The organism is Paenibacillus pabuli (assembly GCF_039831995.1).
Lineage (GTDB): Bacteria > Bacillota > Bacilli > Paenibacillales > Paenibacillaceae > Paenibacillus > Paenibacillus pabuli_C.
The window spans coordinates 1,011,456-1,032,097 of sequence record NZ_JBDOIO010000003.1; the positions used below are offsets into that span (position 1 = coordinate 1,011,456).

Below are 20,642 nucleotides of genomic sequence, written 5' to 3' on the forward strand. Positions count from 1 at the left end.
CAGGTGTCTTCCTGATCTTGTAGATCCTCAACACAGCATTTAGGCGACTAAGGTAACAGCACAAAGGCGCTCCCCAGAAGGAGCGCCTTTTCATATAAACCTAACCCTATAACAAACCTAAAGAGTGAATCGACGGACCAGATTTTGCATATTCTCAGCCGTATTGGATAATTGGACGGATGATGCAGCAATTTCCTCCATAGCCGCCATTTGCTCTTGGGCAGCTGCCGAAGTGGTCTGGGCACTGTCAGCAGACACTTTAGAAATATTGGCCATTTCTGCTACCGAAGCAGAGACTTGCTCCGTACTTGCTGACAGCTGCTCTGATACGGCAGATATGTCCTGGATTTGATCCACGATATGAGCCGTATATTGTTCAATGTTCGATATGGTTGCTGAAGCCTCCCGGCTGATCCGCATCCCTTCGCCAACTTGATTTCGAACGTTTTCATTCATTAATGAAGTGGATTTCTCGATCAGGTCGAACATTTTGCCGATGGTTGCACCAATTTCTTCTGCGCTTTGCTTGGATTGTAAGGACAGCATGCGTACTTCACCTGCAACGACAGCAAAACCTTTTCCATCTTCTCCTGCTCTCGCTGCTTCAATTGAAGCATTCAGTGACAGAAGATTCGTTTGGCGAGAGATATCCGCAATCGCCTCGTTCATTCTGTTGGCTTCAGCTGATAGATTAGACAGCTCGTTAATCAAGGCTGAGGTTTCTTCGACGGCCGTCAGAATGTGCTCCATCTGGTCTCCGACTTGGTTGATGGTTTTCCCGCCGTCCGCGACTGCACGCTCTGTCTCCTCAGCCGAATCCACAATGGCAGCAGCCGATTCAGCTATGGTGCTGATACCTCTGGCCATCTCTTCCACCGCATTCGCTGTTTGTTCCGAACTTTCTGCTCCAACGACAGCCGTTTCGGCGGTCTGCTGAATGGTTTCAGCAACATGTTGAACCGAAGCAGTCGTTTGTTCTGTGCTTTCCTGAATCATTTGTGAGGTATGATTTAGTAAAGACGATGTCTGATTAAGTTCACTAACCACGGATTGTAATGAAATGGTCATTTGGTCAAAATCATTCGCCAATATGCCAAATTCATCTTTATTTCTAAGATTAACCCGTTCCGTCAGATTTCCTTCACGCACACGTCGTGTTGCCGTTCGCAATTTTTGCATAGGTACCATAAAGGATCTAAGAATAAAGAATATAATAACTGCAGCTAACAATGTAGAGATCACAATAACGGTAAAACTAGTAACCAGAATGGGTTTCGCAGCTGCGATGAAATCTTCATGACCCATCAAAGCGATGACATTCCAGCCTGTTAACGCATTAACACCGTTATAAACTTCCAAATCATATTCCAGGTCCGTTCGGACAAATTGGGAGAATGCCATGGGTTCATCAGGACTTGACGCTGTATTGGGATGGACTGGTATTCCATCAATAAGTGCACCGCCAAGCTCTCCTCCTCCACCTTCAACAATGGCACCGGCCCAGGCTGCGATGGTTCGATTGGAGTCGACCACAATCAAACTTCCATTACCTCCTACATCCACGTACGATATCTCTTCTGCTAATGGCGCCAGATCAAGTTTAATGTTTGCTACGCCTTGTCCACTTGAGAGAGCCTTGGATATGTCCACATAAATCTTCCCGGAATCCGGGTCTTTCATGAAATTAGAAAAATAAACCGATCCACTATGTTTTTTACCATTGTTGTACCATTCCGTACTGCGTGGATCATATACTGCCTCCTCGATCTCTGGAGAAGTAACAAAGCTGCCCTGTTCGGTACCTACGGTAATCGCTAGAATATCAGGATATGTATCAGCTAACTGGTTGAATTCTGCTTGGACTGCTTCAATGTTTATCTCACTGGCATCAGCGCTTAACATACTGTCTATGTAACCTAGCAGTTCTGCTTTTGTCCCCACCAGATTATTAATATGCTGTCCTGTCATTGTTAATATTGTATTCATGGGATCTGTCATACTTTTTTGAACCTGGTCTTGTGCACTGTGATAAGAGAAATATCCGATAAGTGCGGTTGGAATGATGAGAACCGTAAGGAAAGCTGCAATGAGCCTGGTGCTCATTAAACGTGAAACAAATGCCAGTCTTTTGAAAAATGAACCTTTTTTCTTTTTCTCTTTTTCGTTCAAATGGATCTCCCTCTCATGATAAATTTAGAACAAATCTATATATCGGTTATTCTAGTAAATAATTTAATTAATGGTGTATATTTTAATTTTTGTTAATAGCTAATATTGCTTGGTAACCGACATTGCTTCAGTGATGCAAGTCCCTCCTTATTGATAATTTAATGATGTATGTAAACGCAAAAAAACCCATATATATACACACTCAAAGAAACGTTGAGCATGTATATACATAGGTATTGCCTGAAAAAGATCAGTAACAAGCCTTATTTGTTTTGTATTATAGCATAAATGGAATGGATATGTTAACCATAATCTGATTTGCCATCGACATATACACGGATCACAATGTCCTGGTCATGATTACCAAAGCCAGCCCCGTACAACGTTAACCCTCCTACATGATCCGCTTCTTCTTCAACGGCAAACCTGAGTGTCCAGAACGGTTCACCCAGCTTAATATCATTCAAAGTCACGTCTGACATCCACTCGCCATCCATGGTTGTCCCGGAAGCATCCACTCGTATCGTCTTCAATAATCCATATTGATTCACGTTGCGGTGCCACCATTCCGGTGTATATTTGCCGCGTGCCGCCCTACCGAAATCTGCCGGACTTGTCCAGGTTCCCAGCACAATGCCATTAAAGGTGAAGGTAATATCAGATGGCCAATCATCTCCCAAGCCTGGGGCTTCAGAAGCAATCTCCATGGAAATTTCTATAGCATCAGCACTAGGGTCGGGATATAGATAGTTAGGCGTTTTATACTCCACATAACCTCTTCCGAACCAGAGGATGGAAGCCTGAACCCGTTCAGGATCCAGGAAATAACGAGGATCATCCCATACCCCAATTTCCTTTTCCCTTGTACCCAGTCCGCAAGTGGGATGAATATCAAAAGCAGTATAATGACCAACGGAAATGGTCTGTTCTCTTATGTTCGTGACTCTGCTGGGCGCAGGCAGCTCAATTTCGATCTTTTTTTGTTTGAGAAAACACATTTTGTGTGTTCCCCCATTTCGCCGGACTCTTCGGCTTCCGATTAATTCGGCTTGTTCCAGTTTTCGGATATGCATCGTGACAATGGATGGGCTAAGTTTGATCTGTGCAGCAATATCCTTGACGCTCATCTCTTGATCGGCTATCAATTCCATAATCCGCCAGCGAACTTCACTGGCAAGCGCATCGTATAAAGGCATAAACCGGGGCTCCCCGTTCGATTGGATCATCATTTACACTCTCCTGGTCACTCTTGATGAAATCACATTTATATAAATTTAAAGAATATTCAATGAAATTACAACCCCATTCTATTGAAATACACCTTGGGTTGGTGTTTAATTTCAGTAGCTTCATATTATTAGAATTCTTATTTTTATGAATTTATCATCGAGGTGAAAGAACGAATGAAGTTTAACAATCCCGTCATCAAAGGGTTCTATCCAGATCCAAGCGTTTGCAGAGTTGGCGATACGTATTACCTGATCTGCAGTTCATTTCAATACTTCCCCGGAGTACCGATTTTTGAGAGTAAAGATCTGATTAACTGGGAGCAGATTGGTCATTGTCTAACGAAAACGAGTCAGGTACAACTCGAACATGTGAACAGCTCAGGAGGCGTATTCGCTCCTACCCTTCGTCACTATAACGGGCGATTCTATATGACGACCACGAATGATACGACTCGCCAAAACTTCTATGTGTGGACAGACGATATCTATGGTGAGTGGTCTGAGCCCATATTTGTGGACCAGGGTGGAATCGATCCGGACTTATATTTCGAAGATCAAAAAGCGTACTTCATGAGTAACGGTTCTGACGATTTCGGCGTCTCGGGGATCGTTCAATGTGAAATTGAGATTGAAACAGGCAAGAAGCTTACGCCGAGCCGGACAATATGGCAAGGAACTGGGGGACGTTACCTGGAAAGTCCTCATATGTATAAGATCAACGGTCTATATTACCTGCTGGCTGCTGAAGGAGGCACCGAATATGGTCACATGGAAACGTATGCACGCGGATCCTCTGTCTCCGGCCCTTTTGAAGCTTATCCTCACAATCCGGTGTTAACCAACCGTAACCTGGGCGGTTATGAACTGCAGGGTGTTGGGCATGGCGATCTGGTTCAGGATGTTGAGGGAAATTGGTGGCTCTTCCACTTGGGATTCCGGCAGATCGGACAATGGCAGACGTTTCACCATCTTGGTCGCGAAGTTTTTGTAGCACCTGTAACATTTGATGAAGACGGCTGGTTTACAGCAGGTCACAATGGAACGACGTTATTAGCTTTTGAAACTGACCGGATATCCGAATCTGTCGTTCAGGTTGAGAAGAAGTCATTTACTTTTGACAACACAGAATGGGACAAGGATTGGTGCTATCTCAGACATCCTCATCAGCAGAATTATATGCTACAATCCAACAAGCTAACGCTTAAAGGAACAGACGTCTCGCTCGATCAACCGGGCACCCCTACCTTCATCGGTATCCGACAAAAGGACTTTAATGCCATCATTTCATGTAATGTTGATCTTACGGATGGAGAAGCAGGCATCAGCCTGTATATGGATGAACACCACCATTACGATTTGGCTATACGGAAAAACGCTGAAGGATATAAGGTTATCGAGCGCCTTAATATTGGAGATATCAAATCGGTTGAAAACGAAGTGGAGCTCGGGAGCTTTAACCAAGCCACATTGAAGATCCGGGCAACCAACGATCGGTATACCTTTAGTCTGGGAAACCAGGATAAGGAGATCGAATTAGGCAGTGCACATACGAAATACCTTTCCTCTGAGGTTGCTGGCGGATTTACTGGTGTAGTCATCGGTTTATATGCCTATGGCGAAGGGGCTCTCGCAGAATTCTCTGAATTCAAGTGCGACTATATCTAAAAGAAAATCCCCGAGTTAAACAATAGAAATTCACATTTTAACTTATAACTAACTGCCAGTAAAAAAAGCGAGGATGTCCTCAAAGTTAACACTTTGGAGACATCCTCACAGTCTTTTTACATGAAGTTTAATTTTAATTCAGCACTTACATTGTGCTTGTATCAATAACGAATCTGTACTTCACATCCGAAGCAAGTACGCGTTTGTAAGCTTCGTCGATTTGATCAGCCGAGATCACTTCGATCTGAGGTGTGATGTCATGTTTCGCACAGAAGTCCATCATTTCCTGAGTCTCACGAATACCACCGATCATGGAGCCTGCAAATGATCGACGGTGACCGATGAGAGACATGACGTTAACTGCGAGCGGCTCACCAGGTGCACCTACGTTTACGAGTGTACCATCCAGCGTAAGCAATCCGAAATAAGCGTTAATGTCGATATTGGCACTTACCGTGTTAATGATCAGATCAAAGGAACCCGCAAGTTTCTCAAACGTTTCAGCTTCACTTGTGGCGTAATAATGGTTTGCACCAAACTGCAAACCATCTTCCTTTTTATTCAGGGATTGAGACAGCACTGTTACCTCGGCACCCATGGCATGTGCGATTTTGACAGCCATATGACCGAGCCCGCCCATACCTACAATCGCTACTTTTTTACCTGGAGCTGCTCCCCAATGATGGAGAGGCGAGTACGTCGTGATCCCTGCGCAGAGTAACGGTGCAGCTGCATCCAGCGCAATGTTATCCGGAATCCGGACAACGAAATTTTCCGTTACAACGATGTGAGTCGAATATCCACCTTGTGTGGGTTCACCGTATTTATCAACCCCAGCATACGTTTGAATATTGCCTTTAAGGCAGTACTGTTCTTCTCCGCGGCGGCAATTTTCGCATTCCCCACAGGAGTCAACCATACATCCGACGCCTACTCGGTCACCCACTTTATATTTTGAAACTTCAGGTCCTACTTCTGTGACAATTCCTGCAATTTCATGACCAGGAACCAGCGGATAATTCACAGGGCCCCACTCACCGTGAGCCGTATGAATGTCAGAGTGACAAATGCCGGCATATTTGATTTCAATCAGGACATCATGTGTGTCCAGATCGCGTCGTTTGATTTCAGCTGAGCGGAACGATTGATCCGGTCCGTCCACAGCACGTGCTTTAGCAGTTATCATAATAGAAACCTCCTAAGATGTTCATTTTCCAAGAGAAAAGGTCCATACATGGACAAGAATCACGGTTGATACAATTGACCGCCCTTCCTTCTTTTCTCTCGCAAAGTCATCTTAATCCCTCTAGTTAACTCTAGGTCAAATGTCTTTTTCAATTTTTTCAAGAAATTTATCAAAGATACTCTCCAGCTCCATTATGTATTTGCTCACTTTGACATCCTGTATATACCATGATAAGATTCCCCACAGAAACTAGAGTTAACTCGAAGTCTATGCCGTAAGAAAAGGAGAATCCGTATGACATATTCGATCAGCGAAGTTGCTAAAGAGTTGAATCTCACTGTATACACATTGCGTTATTACGATAAAGAAGGCCTTATGCCTTTTGTAGAACGTACCCCTGGCGGAGTGCGCAAGTTTAAAGAATCCGACATTGATTTTTTGAAGATCATCCAATGTCTGAAACTTACCGGTATGCCGATTAAGGATATCAAGGATTTCATTGAATGGTGTTCCGAAGGTGACTCCACGCTGCAGGAGAGATACGACATGTTTATTGAACGTAAGGCGAGTGTTGAAGCACAGATGCAAGAACTCAGAAAGACCATGGAAGTCATTGAACACAAATGTGCCTATTATGAAACTGCTCTTGCTGCTGGAACGGAAGATATTCATAAAAAGGATAAAATGGGTCAAGCGATGACGAATTAAAAAAACACCAAAAACCTAGTATCCTTTGGGAGCTAGGTTTTTTGCCCATTTTTCTGTAAGGTTACAGATTCTATGATATTTCTTTCGTAAATGAATTTTATTTATGATACCCATTGCTAGGCATCAATTCTTTGTATTCCGTAGGGCTGTATCCCGTATACTCCTTGAACACCTTAGAGAAATAATGCTGATCACTGAAGGATAGAAGGTCCGATAATTCCTTAAACTTCATATCAGGTTGCTGTTCCATCAGCCTGCAGGCTTCCTGAATTCTCAGCCGGGTATAATACTGAACAAACGTGGCTTGCGTTACGCTTTTGATCACCCTGCTCACATAAGATGGGCTGACGTGAAACTTCAAAGCGATGTCGTTTATGGACAAGTGGGAATATTTATTAAGCTTGATGTACTCATCAATTTGCTCGAATAGGAGCTCCTTGCTTTTTCGAACGTGCGACTGCAGCATATCAAAGCACTGCCCTGTCCATTCCTTTAGTTCCCGGCAGAAGTCGGCGTATGTCGTTTCTTCCAAGAGCTGTTTGGCCCGATGTTCAAGACCAAGCCTCATTCCCGAGCCTTGTTCCTCATACAGATGAGCGAACGTATCCACCAATAGCCCGATGAAACGCTCTACCTCTCTCACATGTACATGACCCTCCGCCCAACGGTCCAGCAGCTCGGACAGCTTCAGCGTAAACGGATCTTTCTGGTGAGCCTGTATCATCTTCACAAAAGCGGATTCCAATACGGAATCCAGACATCCTGATTCCAGTCTGGCCATTGAAACGGGATTTCCAGTATCGAGCGCCAAGCCTTGTTTCAACCGCTGCTGCGCAGACAATATTGACGTTATTTGATGATATAGTTGAGGCAGATTTTCCGAATCAGAGGACGACAGTAGTTGCCCCCCAATGATCGCATCCATGTTATGCATAACCAAATGCCGTCGTAATGATTCCAGACATTCATGCATGGAAGAATACAGAGCAAGCGCTCCCTTGTTAACAAAAACGATAAATTGATTCGGCGTTTGACTCCGTAACACGCGACAAGGCTGCGGAGCAAAGTAATCCTCCATTGCTTCCCGAAGCGTCTGCTGTGTCCATTGTTCCTTTCCCGGAGTAAAAGGTTGCTTGCGCAATATAACCATCATCTGAGCAAACAACGAGAAATCATCTCCCTTTTGCAATTCGGCATAACACTGAGGATCAACAATCTCTTGCAGTTCAATCTGATTTTTGGATTTCTGTTGATCGAGCTGGTCAATAACCCGGATCATGACCTCTTCTAACGCCTCCTGCTCCACAGGCTTCAGCAAATAGTCGAACACCTGCAAGTTGAGCGCTTTTCGTGTGTATTCAAAGTCGCTATAACCACTAATCAGAATAACTTTCAGGTCCGGGTTCGCCATCTTTGCTTGCTCAATCAACGATAAGCCATCCATTTTGGGCATCCGAATATCGGTTAAGAGCAGATTAATGGGCTCATGCTGAAGCGCTGCCAGGGCATCCTCTCCATTCGTCGCTGTGGCCACCACGCGAATGGGAAGGGTAAGCGCATCCAAAAGCATTTTTATATTACGCAGTATCGGTTTGCTATCCTCTACGATCATGACGTTATACATCGCATGTCTCTCCTTTGCCTAGTAGAAATCCTTTGTCAGCGAGCCGATGATTTGAATGGTGGCTCCTTTTTCGCCATGTGCGTGATTGTTGAACATGTTGAAAAAGAGCCGGTTGCTATACATCAGCTTGAGCCGGTTGACGCTATTGAGCATCCCCATATTACCAAGGGACGTTGGATGATGGAGAAGCTGGTTTTCTCCAGCATCAGATTCCTGAACTTTTGCGAGGATCTCCTGAATTTTATCGAGAGGGAAGCCTTCTCCGTTATCTTTAATCTCTAGAGCCCATAACCCGTTATATTGTTTCACCGTAATTTGAATACGCCAAGGCGGCGCAGTATTGGAAAAGGCATGTTCTATGCAATTTTCTACAAAAGGTTGGATGGCCAGCCTCGGCAGTCGAATTTCGCTTGCTAAAGCGTCGGCATGAATCTCCCACTCCAAATCTTCCTCGTACTTCTGCTGTACAAGGGATAAGTAATGTCTGGTGTGCTCCAGTTCATCAGCCAGAGTCACATGTGCGTAAGGCGAGGAGACGATATACCGCAGACTGTCCGAGAGATGTTTACACATATCCGATACGACCTTGGTCTTTCCCTCCTGTGCTGCGATGCTGATGAGATACAGGACGTTGTGTATAAAATGAGGAGCAATCTGAGCTTGCAAAGCCGAATTTCGTGCCATGACCTCCTCATGCAATGCCGCCTTTTCACGCTCTATAGATTGCTGCAATCGTTCCATCAAATCCTGAAAAGCTTCATTCAGCAGCAGCAAGTCATTATTCTTCGGTCTCTCGTCTACCTTCAGATTCATGTTGCTGTAATTAATACGCCAGATCTGGCTGCGAAGCTTGCGGATCGGAAGCAGTAAATTGCGTGTGGTCAGGAAGATGTACACAAAAGACACCAGCATCAATGCTGTAATCAGCAGAATGGACATGCTCTGTACCGAATGGATGGAGCCTAATACCGACTGTTTGGGTGTAACGATATAAGTAATCCACCCCGTGCTGGGGGAAGTCGAATGCGTGATGTAGTTATTGTGTTTGTCCACGTCCAATCCTTCGTCGGATAACGGCTTGGTCCATTTCAACAAATTGGTTCCGGATTCCGATCCGGTCATTTGGTCACCTTGCTGGTTCAGAATATACACATCGCCCGCAGCAATTCCTTCAGTGAGTTTTTGTATGTAAGCCTGATCCATTTGAATGCTAAGATAACCGTACACCTTCCCGTTCTGATCATTGATCGTGCGAACGAAGGAGATCGTATCCGTTTGGCGCAACAGAATAAATCCGTTCCCTTCCCACTTTCGTCTATCCCCGCTGTTAGCGACCATATTGCTCAACAAGGCGGGAAGATCTCCACTTCCCAGGTATGATGTAAGCAGCACACCTTCCTTGTCATAGATTGTCATGTCCTTCATATTCATGCTGGGTCCGATGGCCTGAAACATAATGTCTTTCAGCTTCCGGATCTGATTCAGCCTTTCGTAATTACTATGAGCCGCGGTACTTTTCTCCATCGTTGCAAAGATATCCTTGCTGGCCAATATTCGCTGGGACAACTGGTTCTGCTGCTCTACATAGAGATCAACCTGCTCTCTTACCTTTGTCGCTGTCACGAGCAGATCCTGCTCCGTTTTTTGTTTAAGCGGGCGGATAACGACCATGTTCACATAAACGATAAAACAGCCCAACACAAACAATAGCAGGGCCAGAAATGTCAAAAACACCTTCGTTTGCAAACTGAATTGCGTTGCCCGATGTATCAACTTTATCATTTTTCTGTAAGTCCTCCTGTTCCCCCATCGTGATGTCTCTCTCAACCATTTATGTCCTACTGTATCATGTGAACAATTGAAATGATAGCGATTTCAAGTTCAGAATATTACACATCAACGTTCAAGCACAGACATGTACCGGGGAGAGATAAAAATTTATAATCGAGATTGTAAACGGATTCATATAAAATTCATAAAACGTTTTAGAGGGGGATTTGCATTGAAGACGCATAAAAGAAAAAAAGCAGCATCCATTGTTTTGGCCAGTCTTTTATCCATTTCATTAACCGCTTGCGGATCTGGGGGAAGCGATTCCGGAACAGCTGCTGGCGGAGACAGCAAAGGTGCCAAGGTCACACTGGAACTTGCCATCTCCAAAAGTTCGCAGGACTCTGCCTTTATTCAGCAGGACATTCTGGATGAGTTTGAAAAACAGACAAACGTACGCGTAAATCTGCAGCTCATTCCAGCAGAGCAGACCACGACCGTACTGCAAACCAAGCTGGCGGTCGATGAAACACCTGACATCATTCAATACAACCTGGCGAGCGCAGTGACGGATCTGAACCTGGAACGTAATTTTGAAATTTTGGATAACGAGCCTTGGGCCAGCAGAATTGTGAACAAGGACGTCCTTTCATCTGGCGGTCATCTCTACAGTTTCCATGTCAGCCAGGATACAGGCATGCAAGGTGTTGTTTACAACAAGCAGATCTTTGAAGACCTCGGTTTATCCATTCCGACAAACTACGAAGAGTTTTTGGCCATATGCGAAAAGATCAAAGCAAGTGGCATCACACCCGTATTTATGCCTTACAAAGATGCCTGGGCAGCCAACATCTGGCCTGCAGCAGCTTTTGCCGATTTTGTAGCCAAGAATGATCCTACGTTTTTTGATGACCTGAACAGCAACAAGAAAAAATGGTCCGATATCCCGGAGTTCAAAACCTTCCTGGAGCAGCAGTACGAAGTGTACACCAAAGGCTACACCAACACAGACGTACTTAGTGACAGCTACGATATGGCCGTGGGTAAATTCCTGAACAAGGAAGTAGCCATGATGTTTATGGGTGACTGGTTAATCGAAGGCGTTGCCGAGCAGGATCCTAGCATGGAACTCGGCGTATTCCCTATTCCGTCTTCCCAGGATGCAAGTCTGGGTGCGAGTCCACTCGGCGGCCAACTGTTCATTCCTAAGAAATCCAAGCATTTGGAAGAAGCCAAACAGTTTCTGAACTTTATTGCTTCCAAGGAAGTTGCGCAGCAGATCGTGGATTCCAAAGGTTATGTATCCAATTTCAGTGATGTAACAACGCCTGAGCTGCCTGCCTACAAGCAGGATATCGTGGACAATTACATTACGCCTAAGAAAACGGTGCTTACGACCGATGCTTACATGCTCGTTGACCGCAGTGAACTGTACAGATTGCTGCAGGATCAATTTGCAGGGGGCCTAACACCGGAAGAGGTACTGAAGGCATGGGACGAGAAGTTCAGCCAGCTGATGCAAGACAAAGGTGTGGCCGGTTTCTAAGAAGATAAAACACTGGGCAGCATAGAGTCTCAAGTTCTATGCTGTCCGGGCTATTACGGAGTGTGAGACATGAAAAGGGCTAAAAATCTTTATTCATATTACATGATATATCCAGCATTGCTGATCTACTCGATCTTTTTCGTCATTCCTGCCATCGCAGGCTTCTACTATTCATTTACGGATTGGCGGCTGGATCGACTGGAGCTTCAGTTCATCGGCTGGGACAATTTCAAGAAGATCTTCTCTGACAAAACGCTGATTCTGGCGCTGCAAAACACGGCGATCTTTGCGATTGTCACTGTCATCGGCAAAAATGTTATCGGTCTACTGCTGGCCGTAGGACTTAACATGAGATTAAGAACCAAAAATCTGCTGCGTGCCATCTTCTATTCCCCTTCCATTCTCAGCATTCTCGTCATCAGTATTTTGTTTACACCGATGCTGCGAACCGAAGGCACGATTAACAACTTGCTCGAAGCTGTAGGCTTGCATTCCTTAAGCCAGGCTTGGCTGACCAACCCGTCCATCGTCATCTGGACAATCGCCATCGTCTCCATCTGGCAAAGCGCCGGGTTTCAAATGGCCATCTATCTGGCCGGGTTGCAATCCATCTCCCAGGAATATTACGAGGCTGCTACCATTGACGGAGCAAGCTCATGGAAAAGCTTCTTTAAAATCACACTGCCGCTGCTGCTGCCCGCCATCAACATCAACCTGATGCTGACACTTATCGGTGGACTCAAAGTATTTTCGGAAGTGTACGTCATGACCGGCGGAGGTCCGGGCAACGCATCTCAGGTTGTGGGTACCATTATTTTGCGCTCCTTCGGTGAAGGCAACTGGGGACTCGGTACCGCAGTCAACACACTGCTGTTCGTCGTTGTCACCATTATCGCCATTCCGCTGTTGATTTTCATGCGTCGTAAGGAGGTTACTGAATAACATGGGCTATACTCGCAAACTTGCCATCCGCAATTACATTGTGGAAGGATTTCTAATCCTGGCCTCCCTAATTGTTCTCCTGCCGCTCGTGATTCTGATCTTCGGTTCATTCAAAACAAGCGCCGAGGTACTCAGCTTCTCCCTTAGTTTACCTGATACATGGCAGTTCTCGAACTATGCCCGCGTCTTCGAAGAAGGCGGTCTATCCAGGGCATTTCTCAACAGTATCTGGATTACTGGCGTATCCTCGATCATCAATATCGTGGCTTCTTCGGCTGCATCATTCATTCTTGCACGCAGAGAAACGAAAGCCTCCGGAGCGATCTACATGTATTTCTTCATGGGGCTGATTGCTCCCATGTCGATCATTACAACGATTCGGGTCGTGCAAGGGTTGGGCTTCTACGGAAGCATTACAAGCGTTATCCTGATCTATGCCGCGCTTAATACGGCGTTCAGTGTATTCTTGTACAGTGGTTTTATCAAAACCATTCCAAGAGCACTTGACGAAGTTGCGTTTCTGGAAGGTGCAAGCGTGTTCGGTGTATTCTTCCGGATCGTCACGCCGCTCATTCTGCCTGTTAACGCGACGGTAGCCATCATGGTGTTCATGTCAGTATGGAATGACATCACCATCCCGGTTTACTTCCTGACAGACAGCTCAACATGGACGATGCCGCTTTCGATCTACAATTTTTACGGCAAGTACAGCCGGGACTGGAATTTGATTTTTGCCAATCTTGTACTGACTTCACTGCCTGTATTCATCCTTTACTTATTCGGTCAGAAATACATCGTAAGCGGCCTCACGGCTGGAGCAGTCAAGGGCTAATCAGCTTTACATTCGCTTCGCAGTTATAAATGGGAACCCAAAGAAACCCACCAATCAGGTGGGTTTTTATCTTTGTCTTTTTGTTTTGGTCTTTAGCTTAAAGGATATAACATCCCCTGATTTAAGCTTCGCTCTTCTTTTTTACCCGCTTGGGCCTTGTCAATTCGAAGCTGTGTTTGATCATTCCCTGCACATCCTCCACAGGCAGATCACCTTCCACATTAACCGTGTTCCAGTGTTCCTTGTTCATATGGTAACCGGGCGTTACCTCCGGGAATGCGTTCCGCAGGAAATCTGAACGCTCTGGAGCACACTTCAGATTCACACTGACATGTCCGTTGTAATTGTGCAATATGAGTGCAAACAATTTTTTGTTTCCCTGGTGCCGTATCGCAGTCCAACCTTCTCCAAAAGGATGGTCTTCATATGAGCTGGGATAGGATAGGCAGTACTCCGTTAATTCTTCCAACGTCATCTTTTATTTTTCCTCCATTACTGTCTAACTCGATAATTCCATATGATTCGTATCGTCTTCTTCCGATTCTATACCAGATTCCGTAAAAGTTCGAATATTTGCCCTCTGTGATGAGCCTCATGTTCAACCAAATGATATATAACCCATTCAGGGGTTACGTCATAGCTTTCAAGCTGTCTTGGAGTTCTCCAATCGGTCATATCCATGGTTTTAAAATGAAAAAGCAGCTTGTCGCGTACAGTCTGCAGCCGATGAAGATGCTCTTCCAAGGTTTGACCTGCGACCTGCACCAGCGAACCATCTTCCGACCTGTCTTCTTGCATAAACAGGGAACGAATATCCGTCTCATATTCGGTTTGGAGGACTTCAACATACAACCAATCTGCCTCAATAAGCGCAATATGATACAACAACGAGCCAATACTGTGCCTTCCATCCATTTTCCGATCGAGCAGGTCAGGGTTTAATGCACTCACCCTTTCCAGAACAGTCCTCCGTACATCCTCCAAACACCAGAGACATCGGCCGATTTCGGGTTCAAAACCCGGCAGCACGTTAATCTGCAATGAGCGTTTATTCATTCAATAATCACACTCCTTTTCCCTTTTATTCGACATTCAGCATTTGTTCTCCCTCCCCTTGAAATTCAGACACATAGCTCCATACCTTTTCGGTGGTTAACGAACTGAAATAAAAAAACCGACACTTTTCATTGTCGGTTCTTTTGAATCAAAAATTACGTGTAGATATCGCTGATACTATGCCTCTTGTGCAACAGGTGGTGCTTTATCCGGTGCTTTGTGATTCATGATTGGAATCATGGCCAATGCGCCAATGAGAAATAAAAACCCTGCTCCGCTATAGATGGTGCTCAGTGAAAAGGCATCTTTTAACGCACCTGCGAAGGACATGGAAATGACCATCATGCCTACGAACATCGGATTCAAAACGCCATTCACGCGGCCCACTATGGAAGCCTCCGACCATTTCAGAATCATGGTGCTGATTCCAATATGAATGCATGGGAACACCAGTCCATTCAGAAATTGAACGGTCAGCGTGACGGGTACACTTGTCGAATAACCCACGATGGCTGTACAGACCGCACCGGCTACCATTCCAATCGCCAGCAGAATTTGTGGTGGAACCTTCTTTGCAAATGTGGCTACTATTCCCCCACCAATTAGCATAGCTGCACCATTCACCATCAGAAGATATTGCAGGAATTCCTTGCTCCTACCGAGTTGCTCCGTAACAATGAACAGATTGAGCGCTTGGGCTACGCCAACGGCGAGACCAGCAAGTATAAACGCTAGCCCGAGCATCCGGAGCACCTGACTTTGCCAAACGTAACGAAACCCTTCCACGAATTCTTTTCGGAACTGCCCTTTAACCGCAGCTGTTTGTGTCTGCATCTGATCCTCGGGCAGACGAACAAGAACGAGTGCGGATAGCAGGAAAACGATGCCCATAACAGCGATGGATATTTCCAGGCCAAACGTGCTGTATACGAAGGTGCCAAGCATCGGGCCAAGCACCATAAAGATGGCCATCAGCGATTGGAATAGAGCCATGCCCTGCTGCAGCTGTTCTTCTGCAACATGATACTTAAACAATCGCATGCTTGAAGGTTGGGAGAACTGCGACAGAATTGCCGAAATAAATGCAACGAGGTAAACAGAATGCCATGAGCCGTAATGGATGGTCAGGAGAACTGCAAATACCGATACGGCAGATAATACATCACACCAAATCATCGTTCGTTTCGGCCGCCAGCGATCAGCAAAGGTACCTCCGATGAACGAAAAAACAAAAATCGGGGCAAACTCGGCCACGCTGATGAGTGAAATGGCGTATGGATCATTATTCGTTGTCTCCGCCACATACAATAGGATTGCAAAATTCCGAACCCAGATGCCGATCTGCAGGAGAACGCTGGATAACAAGATTGTCTGAAGAAACCGATTGCGAAACAGGCTTGGTGCATTAGTGCCTTGGACTTGCCTACTCAATCCCCTCAACCTCCATTTGTCATAAAGATGTCCAATACTTTAATGATATGACGTCTCCTTTCAAATCATAATTATACGGACATCATCTTTCCACGCCTCCGACTAAAGACTGATTTTTCCAGTTCGATCGATTTCCTACACAATGAAGTCCTACTCAGCGCTTCGGACCATGCAAACGTAGTTGTTCATCCAGCCATATCAGAGCAGATTGCAGCCTATCTTCCGGTACCGTTTCATATCGATCTCCCAGCGAAAGTTCAAATGAACAATGCCCGGTTTCACTGTTTTCGTTTAGATACGAAGTTAACCCTATTCCAAAATGCTGCGTCATTCTGCTAAGAATGGGTTCAGCCTCAGCTGGGGTTCGTTCGATGTACACATGAAACATATTCGACACGGGTACTTCGGGCAACGTGCGTACTCCATAACATTGATTCAGCAATGAAGCGAGCTGCTTCGCTTGTTCATAATAGATTCCCATTTTATTAATGCGTTGATCATAATAATATTGGGCACTTAGAATATAAGGATACAGACCGATCAGATCCCCACCAAACCGGCGTTTCCAAACTCGGGACTCCTTTATCATATCCGTATCTCCAGCCAGTATGGCTCCGGCAATACCGCCAATGCCTTTGTAAAAAGATACATACACACTATCAAACAAGCTGCAGATCTCTGCTGCCGACTTCTGATAATAAGGTGTGATCTCAAACAATCTGGCTCCGTCCAAATGCAGCTTGATTCCCTGTTCACGGCAATAAGCCGAGATGGCTTCGAGTTCTTCATATGGAGGCAGCTGGCCGCCAATCTCCCGTTGGGGCAATTCAAGCAATAGACAGGCTATGTCGCCTTCGATAGCTTGTACATCTTCCAATCGTATCAATCGGTCCTTGTCTCCAAGCAGAACCGCTTCAATCTGATGAAGCTCCTTCAACGTATTCTCTTCATGAATTTCAATGTGACACAGGGGATGATAAGCTACACGCTTCAGTCCCTTTTGCTCACAGTAAATCCGCAGCGCTATCTGCTGTGACATGGTACCACTTGGGAAAAAGATAGCCGCCTCCTTGCCCAGTACTTCAGCCATCTGCCGCTGGAAATGTTCAATGGTTTCTCCGCTCCCGTAATGATCGCTGTCCATCTCACCGTCAATATGCTGAAATGCTTCCTGGAGAACCTTGATTTTGCGACTGCCATGACCGCCAACGATATACTCCGCCTCCATGAACGATACCATTAATGAATCCGGTGTATCGCTCATGCCATATCCTACAGTCTCTTCAGCAGATGTCTCTTCGAAATCACCTGTAGTTTGATTACCAGTATGTTGCCCCATCTGGCTCACACCTTTCTATTTAAACTTTACTTAACCATTGTCATTCGCGAAACGCTGTTATATCATGCTTTGCTTTTACTTCCGCCAAAAAGTCGAGCAGTCTGCCTTATCTGTAATATTAAAAGCAATAATTCTCTCCAGCAGTGAAAAATCCAAGAGTTGACTCCATTTGATTCGAATCAATTCCTTCGTATGATCATAGCCAGCCTCAACAATCTCATCTGAAAACTGAAGAATACCTGCCTTCTCAGGAGCAATAGCCAAATGCTGTTTGGCTACGCTAAATCCGATAATGAAGGTGTCATGATCCGTAAACATCGGCTGATTCCACGCAATCTTTGCCTTTAAGTTTGGAAATTTCGTAGCCACCCAACTCAAAACTTCTTCGGTTCGAGCACGGTATTCCGGGTTATCCATCCGTGCCAGAAATTCTTCAAATTCTTCCAAGCGAAGTTCCTCCTATGTAGAAAAGTAGTTTAGATCAGCGTGTTTTGTCATCTTACCCTGTTTCTCAAGTATACACGTTTGTAGCAAGTCTCCAAACAAAAATCCGTTTGAATTAAGCCCCTCTCTCAAACCCTTAACTTCTTGCCGCTAAGCGGACAACTCCTTCCACTGAACAACATATCCTAATTACAAAATGATAGATTGGAGGAATTGCTATGGTTCGTACACTTGACGCCCGTACGTCTCTGGGGTCAGCCGGCATTACCCCGCTTAACGTTCCGCTTGGCGCAAATACACCTACCCTGCTCGGGATTGTTGGACTCAATATCTTCAATCCGGGGCCGCTGATCCGCAGCCAATTCAATGGGACCTATCGGATCTCGGTGTCCAATGTGTCTTCCTTGCCTTCTTCTATTCGTTTTGAAATATTCAGAGGGGCAACTTATACGGGCCAACCGATCTATGTGGTTTCCCAGCCTGTATTTCCTGCTGATAGTACCATTCTTGCAAGCTTTGAAGGATCGGATTACAATGTGCCTGCACCTGCCAATGGGCAGCTCATCTACTCCTGCTTTGCAACGTTTGTCCCTGTATCCGCAACTGAACAAGCCACTCGTCTTGGACCGGAGTGCTTCAATGCGGTCGCATACAGCGACGATTGACACCACGTCCCTATCTCTCCTTAGCTTTGAAGAAAGGAGGACTTCACATGGTTAAAACATTAGATGCACGAACTTCCCAGGGCTCTAAAGGTCAGGGCGTTCTCACTCCCAGTTTCACAAACAGCGTTCCGCTGTTGTTTGCTCAAGTTGGGCTGCAAATAATTAATCCGGGCCCAATCATCCGAACGCTTTTCTCAGGTATCGTTACAGTAACAGCCAATCAGTTATTTAATAACGGTTCTCTTGCTATTGAGGTATATCGTGGTCTGGGAGCCTCGCAGCAGCTTGTGTACCGGGCCGAAAAGACTGTTCTCGGCAATCCCTTCTTCAGCCCATGTGTGCTCAGTTTTACGGGCTCCGATTATAATGTGGCACCGCCGGGAAATGGCCAGCTCGTTTATTCGGTCTATGCGACTTTCTCCTACGGTCCGGATACCGGCGTAAGCAATGTCCGACTTGGACCCGAAAGTTTTAACGCAACTGTGTATTCCGATGACTAAGTTGATGGTTCGAAAACAAAATAACCTTTTACGCCTCGTACTTTTAGACTAATAATAAGGATGCTCGGTCCAATCCAGTACTCTCCGATGGCTAGAGTTGGAGGGATCAGGCGTCCTTATTCTTGTTTCATATTCAATTTTGTTTGTTAATCACAATGGAAAGACTATAGTTCGCATGTTCGTTTAAACGAACAAGGAATTGATCTAACACTTCATTGGATGGAAATCTGGTCTCCAGAATGTAGCATCCGTTTCCACTCACTTTATAGTTATTAATTACATAATCATTTTCCTTTTTAACAAAGGACAGGAATGACTGATGATGTGGATTCGTCAGTTTGATCGTGATAAACGCATGGATTAAACAGTTTAATTTGACTTGATTTACTTGGACGGTGTATTTTTCAATAATTCCGTTTTCCTCCAGCTTCAAAACTCTCGAAGCAGCTGCTTGTCCAGTGAGATGAACCTTCTCCCCCAGCTTTTTCATCGTAATGCGACTGTTCTCGGACAGCTCTTTAATAATTAATTCATCTATGTGATCGAGCACTCGTTATCCTCCCCCTTTTAATTTTAGTATCATCACCAATGAAAACCCAATTCATGAGATAAGTAAAGCTTACTCTATTCTACATACAAACCCATCATGAAAAGAAATTCTTTCATTATTCAAGCAAATGAGAAGAAAGACTTGATTCTATGCATGTACGCAGACATGCGGAGCGTGTAAGCTATTTATATATTCATGATCAAAGGAGAATTACAATGAAAATAACTCAGATCCGAAATGCTACGATTATCGTTGAATACGCAGGACAACATTTTTTAATTGATCCATTCCTAGCTGACAAGGGCGTGTATCCTCCATTCCCAAATTCTGCGAGGCAGGATCAGATGAATCCATTGGTCGACCTTCCGACAACTATTGAAAATATAGTCCGTGGTATCGACGCGGTGATCGTTACTCATCTTCATTTGGACCACTTTGATGATGCGGCAAAAGAAGCGCTGCCCAAAGATATCAAAATGTTTGTACAGAACGAAGCTGATGCGTCTGAAGTTAAAAATGCTGGCTTTAACAACGTAGAGATTCTTCATGAATATTCAGTATTTCATGGAATTCAACTGTTTAAAACAAAAGGGGAGCATGGCAGAGGAGAAATCTTGAAGCTTGCTGGCGAAGTATGCGGCGTAGTCTTTAAACACACAAATGAGCAAACATTATATGTAGCTGGGGACACCGTTTGGGTCGAGTCTGTTCAAGAAGTGATCCAAACTCACAAACCTGAGGTTATCGTTGTGAATGGAGGAGATAATCAGTTTCTGGAAGGTGGTTCCTTGGTTATGGGCATAGACGATATCTATAAAGTATACCAAGCTGCACCAGACGCGAAAATCATTGTAGTCCATATGGAAGCAGTTAACCATTGGGGTCTTTCCAGAGAAGACTTAAGAAGCTTTTTGAAGGATAAAGGGATCACCAGTAACATTGCTGTTCCTGAGGATGGAGAATCCTACGTATTATAATTCAGCTAT

At 45.0% G+C, this 20,642-nt stretch carries 19 protein-coding genes; 8 read left to right on the top strand and 11 right to left on the bottom strand.

Annotated elements, in window-relative coordinates; all coding sequences use genetic code 11:
* Positions 1–117 precede the first annotated feature (117 nt).
* Both ABGV42_RS06630 and ABGV42_RS06635 read right to left on the bottom strand, forming a co-directional pair.
* Complete coding sequence (locus tag ABGV42_RS06630; RefSeq protein WP_347380951.1) at positions 118–2,169, bottom strand: methyl-accepting chemotaxis protein; 2,052 nt, start codon at positions 2,167–2,169, stop codon at positions 118–120.
* Positions 2,170–2,471: 302 nt separating this feature from the next.
* Complete coding sequence (locus ABGV42_RS06635; RefSeq protein ID WP_347383156.1) at positions 2,472–3,395, bottom strand: ArsR/SmtB family transcription factor; 924 nt, start codon at positions 3,393–3,395, stop codon at positions 2,472–2,474.
* Positions 3,396–3,572: 177 nt separating this feature from the next.
* Between ABGV42_RS06635 and ABGV42_RS06640 the strand changes: the two genes are divergently transcribed.
* On the top strand, positions 3,573–5,063 hold the full coding sequence (locus ABGV42_RS06640; RefSeq protein WP_347380952.1) for a glycoside hydrolase family 43 protein: 1,491 nt from the start codon (positions 3,573–3,575) through the stop codon (positions 5,061–5,063).
* A gap of 145 nt (positions 5,064–5,208) precedes the next feature.
* Here the strand turns inward: ABGV42_RS06640 and ABGV42_RS06645 are convergent, their stop codons facing one another.
* Positions 5,209–6,249: an NAD(P)-dependent alcohol dehydrogenase gene (locus ABGV42_RS06645; protein ID WP_347380953.1), complete on the bottom strand. Its 1,041-nt coding sequence runs from the start codon at positions 6,247–6,249 to the stop codon at positions 5,209–5,211.
* A gap of 294 nt (positions 6,250–6,543) precedes the next feature.
* On the opposite strand from ABGV42_RS06645, the gene ABGV42_RS06650 reads away from it, so the two are divergent.
* Positions 6,544–6,957, top strand: a complete 414-nt coding sequence (locus tag ABGV42_RS06650) for a MerR family transcriptional regulator (RefSeq protein ID WP_347380954.1) — start codon at positions 6,544–6,546, stop codon at positions 6,955–6,957.
* A 97-nt stretch (positions 6,958–7,054) separates the two neighbouring features.
* On the opposite strand, the gene ABGV42_RS06655 is transcribed toward ABGV42_RS06650, so the two are convergent.
* Together ABGV42_RS06655 and ABGV42_RS06660 are read right to left on the bottom strand one after the other, a co-directional pair.
* Positions 7,055–8,581, bottom strand: a complete 1,527-nt coding sequence (locus tag ABGV42_RS06655; protein WP_347380955.1) for a response regulator — start codon at positions 8,579–8,581, stop codon at positions 7,055–7,057.
* An 18-nt stretch (positions 8,582–8,599) separates the two neighbouring features.
* Entirely contained in the window at positions 8,600–10,363 is a 1,764-nt protein-coding gene (locus ABGV42_RS06660; RefSeq protein ID WP_347380956.1) for a sensor histidine kinase, read from the bottom strand.
* Positions 10,364–10,583: 220 nt separating this feature from the next.
* Here ABGV42_RS06660 and ABGV42_RS06665 point away from each other — a divergent pair, with 220 nt between their 5' ends.
* From ABGV42_RS06665 to ABGV42_RS06675, 3 genes are all read left to right on the top strand, one after another.
* On the top strand, positions 10,584–11,897 hold the full coding sequence (locus ABGV42_RS06665; protein ID WP_347380957.1) for an ABC transporter substrate-binding protein: 1,314 nt from the start codon (positions 10,584–10,586) through the stop codon (positions 11,895–11,897).
* 69 nt (positions 11,898–11,966) lie between these two features.
* Entirely contained in the window at positions 11,967–12,839 is an 873-nt protein-coding gene (locus ABGV42_RS06670; protein ID WP_347380958.1) for a carbohydrate ABC transporter permease, read from the top strand.
* Between the two features lies 1 nt (position 12,840).
* Positions 12,841–13,671 carry a carbohydrate ABC transporter permease gene (locus ABGV42_RS06675; RefSeq protein ID WP_347380959.1) on the top strand — a complete coding sequence of 277 codons (831 nt, stop codon included), beginning with the start codon at positions 12,841–12,843 and terminating at the stop codon, positions 13,669–13,671.
* 121 nt (positions 13,672–13,792) lie between these two features.
* Here the strand turns inward: ABGV42_RS06675 and ABGV42_RS06680 are convergent, their stop codons facing one another.
* The 5 genes from ABGV42_RS06680 to ABGV42_RS06700 all read right to left on the bottom strand — a co-directional run bounded on the left by ABGV42_RS06680 (position 13,793) and on the right by ABGV42_RS06700 (position 17,944).
* Complete coding sequence (locus ABGV42_RS06680; RefSeq protein ID WP_347380960.1) at positions 13,793–14,146, bottom strand: MmcQ/YjbR family DNA-binding protein; 354 nt, start codon at positions 14,144–14,146, stop codon at positions 13,793–13,795.
* A 68-nt stretch (positions 14,147–14,214) separates the two neighbouring features.
* Entirely contained in the window at positions 14,215–14,727 is a 513-nt protein-coding gene (locus ABGV42_RS06685) for a DinB family protein (protein WP_347380961.1), read from the bottom strand.
* Positions 14,728–14,904: 177 nt separating this feature from the next.
* Positions 14,905–16,158 carry an MFS transporter gene (locus ABGV42_RS06690; protein ID WP_347380962.1) on the bottom strand — a complete coding sequence of 418 codons (1,254 nt, stop codon included), beginning with the start codon at positions 16,156–16,158 and terminating at the stop codon, positions 14,905–14,907.
* Positions 16,159–16,312: 154 nt separating this feature from the next.
* Complete coding sequence (locus ABGV42_RS06695; protein WP_347383157.1) at positions 16,313–17,422, bottom strand: threonine aldolase family protein; 1,110 nt, start codon at positions 17,420–17,422, stop codon at positions 16,313–16,315.
* Positions 17,423–17,572: 150 nt separating this feature from the next.
* Positions 17,573–17,944 carry an iron chaperone gene (locus ABGV42_RS06700; RefSeq protein WP_347380963.1) on the bottom strand — a complete coding sequence of 124 codons (372 nt, stop codon included), beginning with the start codon at positions 17,942–17,944 and terminating at the stop codon, positions 17,573–17,575.
* 215 nt (positions 17,945–18,159) lie between these two features.
* Between ABGV42_RS06700 and ABGV42_RS06705 the strand changes: the two genes are divergently transcribed.
* On the top strand, positions 18,160–18,606 hold the full coding sequence (locus ABGV42_RS06705) for a hypothetical protein (RefSeq protein WP_347380964.1): 447 nt from the start codon (positions 18,160–18,162) through the stop codon (positions 18,604–18,606).
* Positions 18,607–18,653: 47 nt separating this feature from the next.
* Entirely contained in the window at positions 18,654–19,106 is a 453-nt protein-coding gene (locus ABGV42_RS06710; RefSeq protein WP_347380965.1) for a hypothetical protein, read from the top strand.
* A gap of 133 nt (positions 19,107–19,239) precedes the next feature.
* Here ABGV42_RS06710 and ABGV42_RS06715 read toward each other — a convergent pair whose 3' ends face one another.
* Positions 19,240–19,656, bottom strand: a complete 417-nt coding sequence (locus tag ABGV42_RS06715; RefSeq protein ID WP_347380966.1) for an Lrp/AsnC family transcriptional regulator — start codon at positions 19,654–19,656, stop codon at positions 19,240–19,242.
* A gap of 215 nt (positions 19,657–19,871) precedes the next feature.
* Here ABGV42_RS06715 and ABGV42_RS06720 point away from each other — a divergent pair, with 215 nt between their 5' ends.
* A complete protein-coding gene (locus ABGV42_RS06720; RefSeq protein WP_347380967.1) occupies positions 19,872–20,633 on the top strand; it encodes an MBL fold metallo-hydrolase in 762 nt (253 codons plus the stop codon).
* The last annotated feature ends 9 nt before the right edge of the window (positions 20,634–20,642 follow it).

What these genes read in the sequence shown, in the direction of transcription:
- ABGV42_RS06635 (WP_347383156.1), bottom strand. Translation starts at nt 3,395, where the DNA reads ATGATCCAATCGAACGGGGAGCCCCGGTTTATGCCTTTATACGATGCG.
- ABGV42_RS06640 (WP_347380952.1), top strand. Translation starts at nt 3,573, where the DNA reads ATGAAGTTTAACAATCCCGTCATCAAAGGGTTCTATCCAGATCCAAGC.
- ABGV42_RS06645 (WP_347380953.1), bottom strand. Translation starts at nt 6,249, where the DNA reads ATGATAACTGCTAAAGCACGTGCTGTGGACGGACCGGATCAATCGTTC.
- ABGV42_RS06650 (WP_347380954.1), top strand. Translation starts at nt 6,544, where the DNA reads ATGACATATTCGATCAGCGAAGTTGCTAAAGAGTTGAATCTCACTGTA.
- ABGV42_RS06655 (WP_347380955.1), bottom strand. Translation starts at nt 8,581, where the DNA reads ATGTATAACGTCATGATCGTAGAGGATAGCAAACCGATACTGCGTAAT.
- ABGV42_RS06660 (WP_347380956.1), bottom strand. Translation starts at nt 10,363, where the DNA reads ATGATAAAGTTGATACATCGGGCAACGCAATTCAGTTTGCAAACGAAG.
- ABGV42_RS06670 (WP_347380958.1), top strand. Translation starts at nt 11,967, where the DNA reads ATGAAAAGGGCTAAAAATCTTTATTCATATTACATGATATATCCAGCA.
- ABGV42_RS06675 (WP_347380959.1), top strand. Translation starts at nt 12,841, where the DNA reads ATGGGCTATACTCGCAAACTTGCCATCCGCAATTACATTGTGGAAGGA.
- ABGV42_RS06680 (WP_347380960.1), bottom strand. Translation starts at nt 14,146, where the DNA reads ATGACGTTGGAAGAATTAACGGAGTACTGCCTATCCTATCCCAGCTCA.
- ABGV42_RS06685 (WP_347380961.1), bottom strand. Translation starts at nt 14,727, where the DNA reads ATGAATAAACGCTCATTGCAGATTAACGTGCTGCCGGGTTTTGAACCC.
- ABGV42_RS06695 (WP_347383157.1), bottom strand. Translation starts at nt 17,422, where the DNA reads ATGAGCGATACACCGGATTCATTAATGGTATCGTTCATGGAGGCGGAG.
- ABGV42_RS06705 (WP_347380964.1), top strand. Translation starts at nt 18,160, where the DNA reads ATGGTTCGTACACTTGACGCCCGTACGTCTCTGGGGTCAGCCGGCATT.
- ABGV42_RS06710 (WP_347380965.1), top strand. Translation starts at nt 18,654, where the DNA reads ATGGTTAAAACATTAGATGCACGAACTTCCCAGGGCTCTAAAGGTCAG.
- ABGV42_RS06720 (WP_347380967.1), top strand. Translation starts at nt 19,872, where the DNA reads ATGAAAATAACTCAGATCCGAAATGCTACGATTATCGTTGAATACGCA.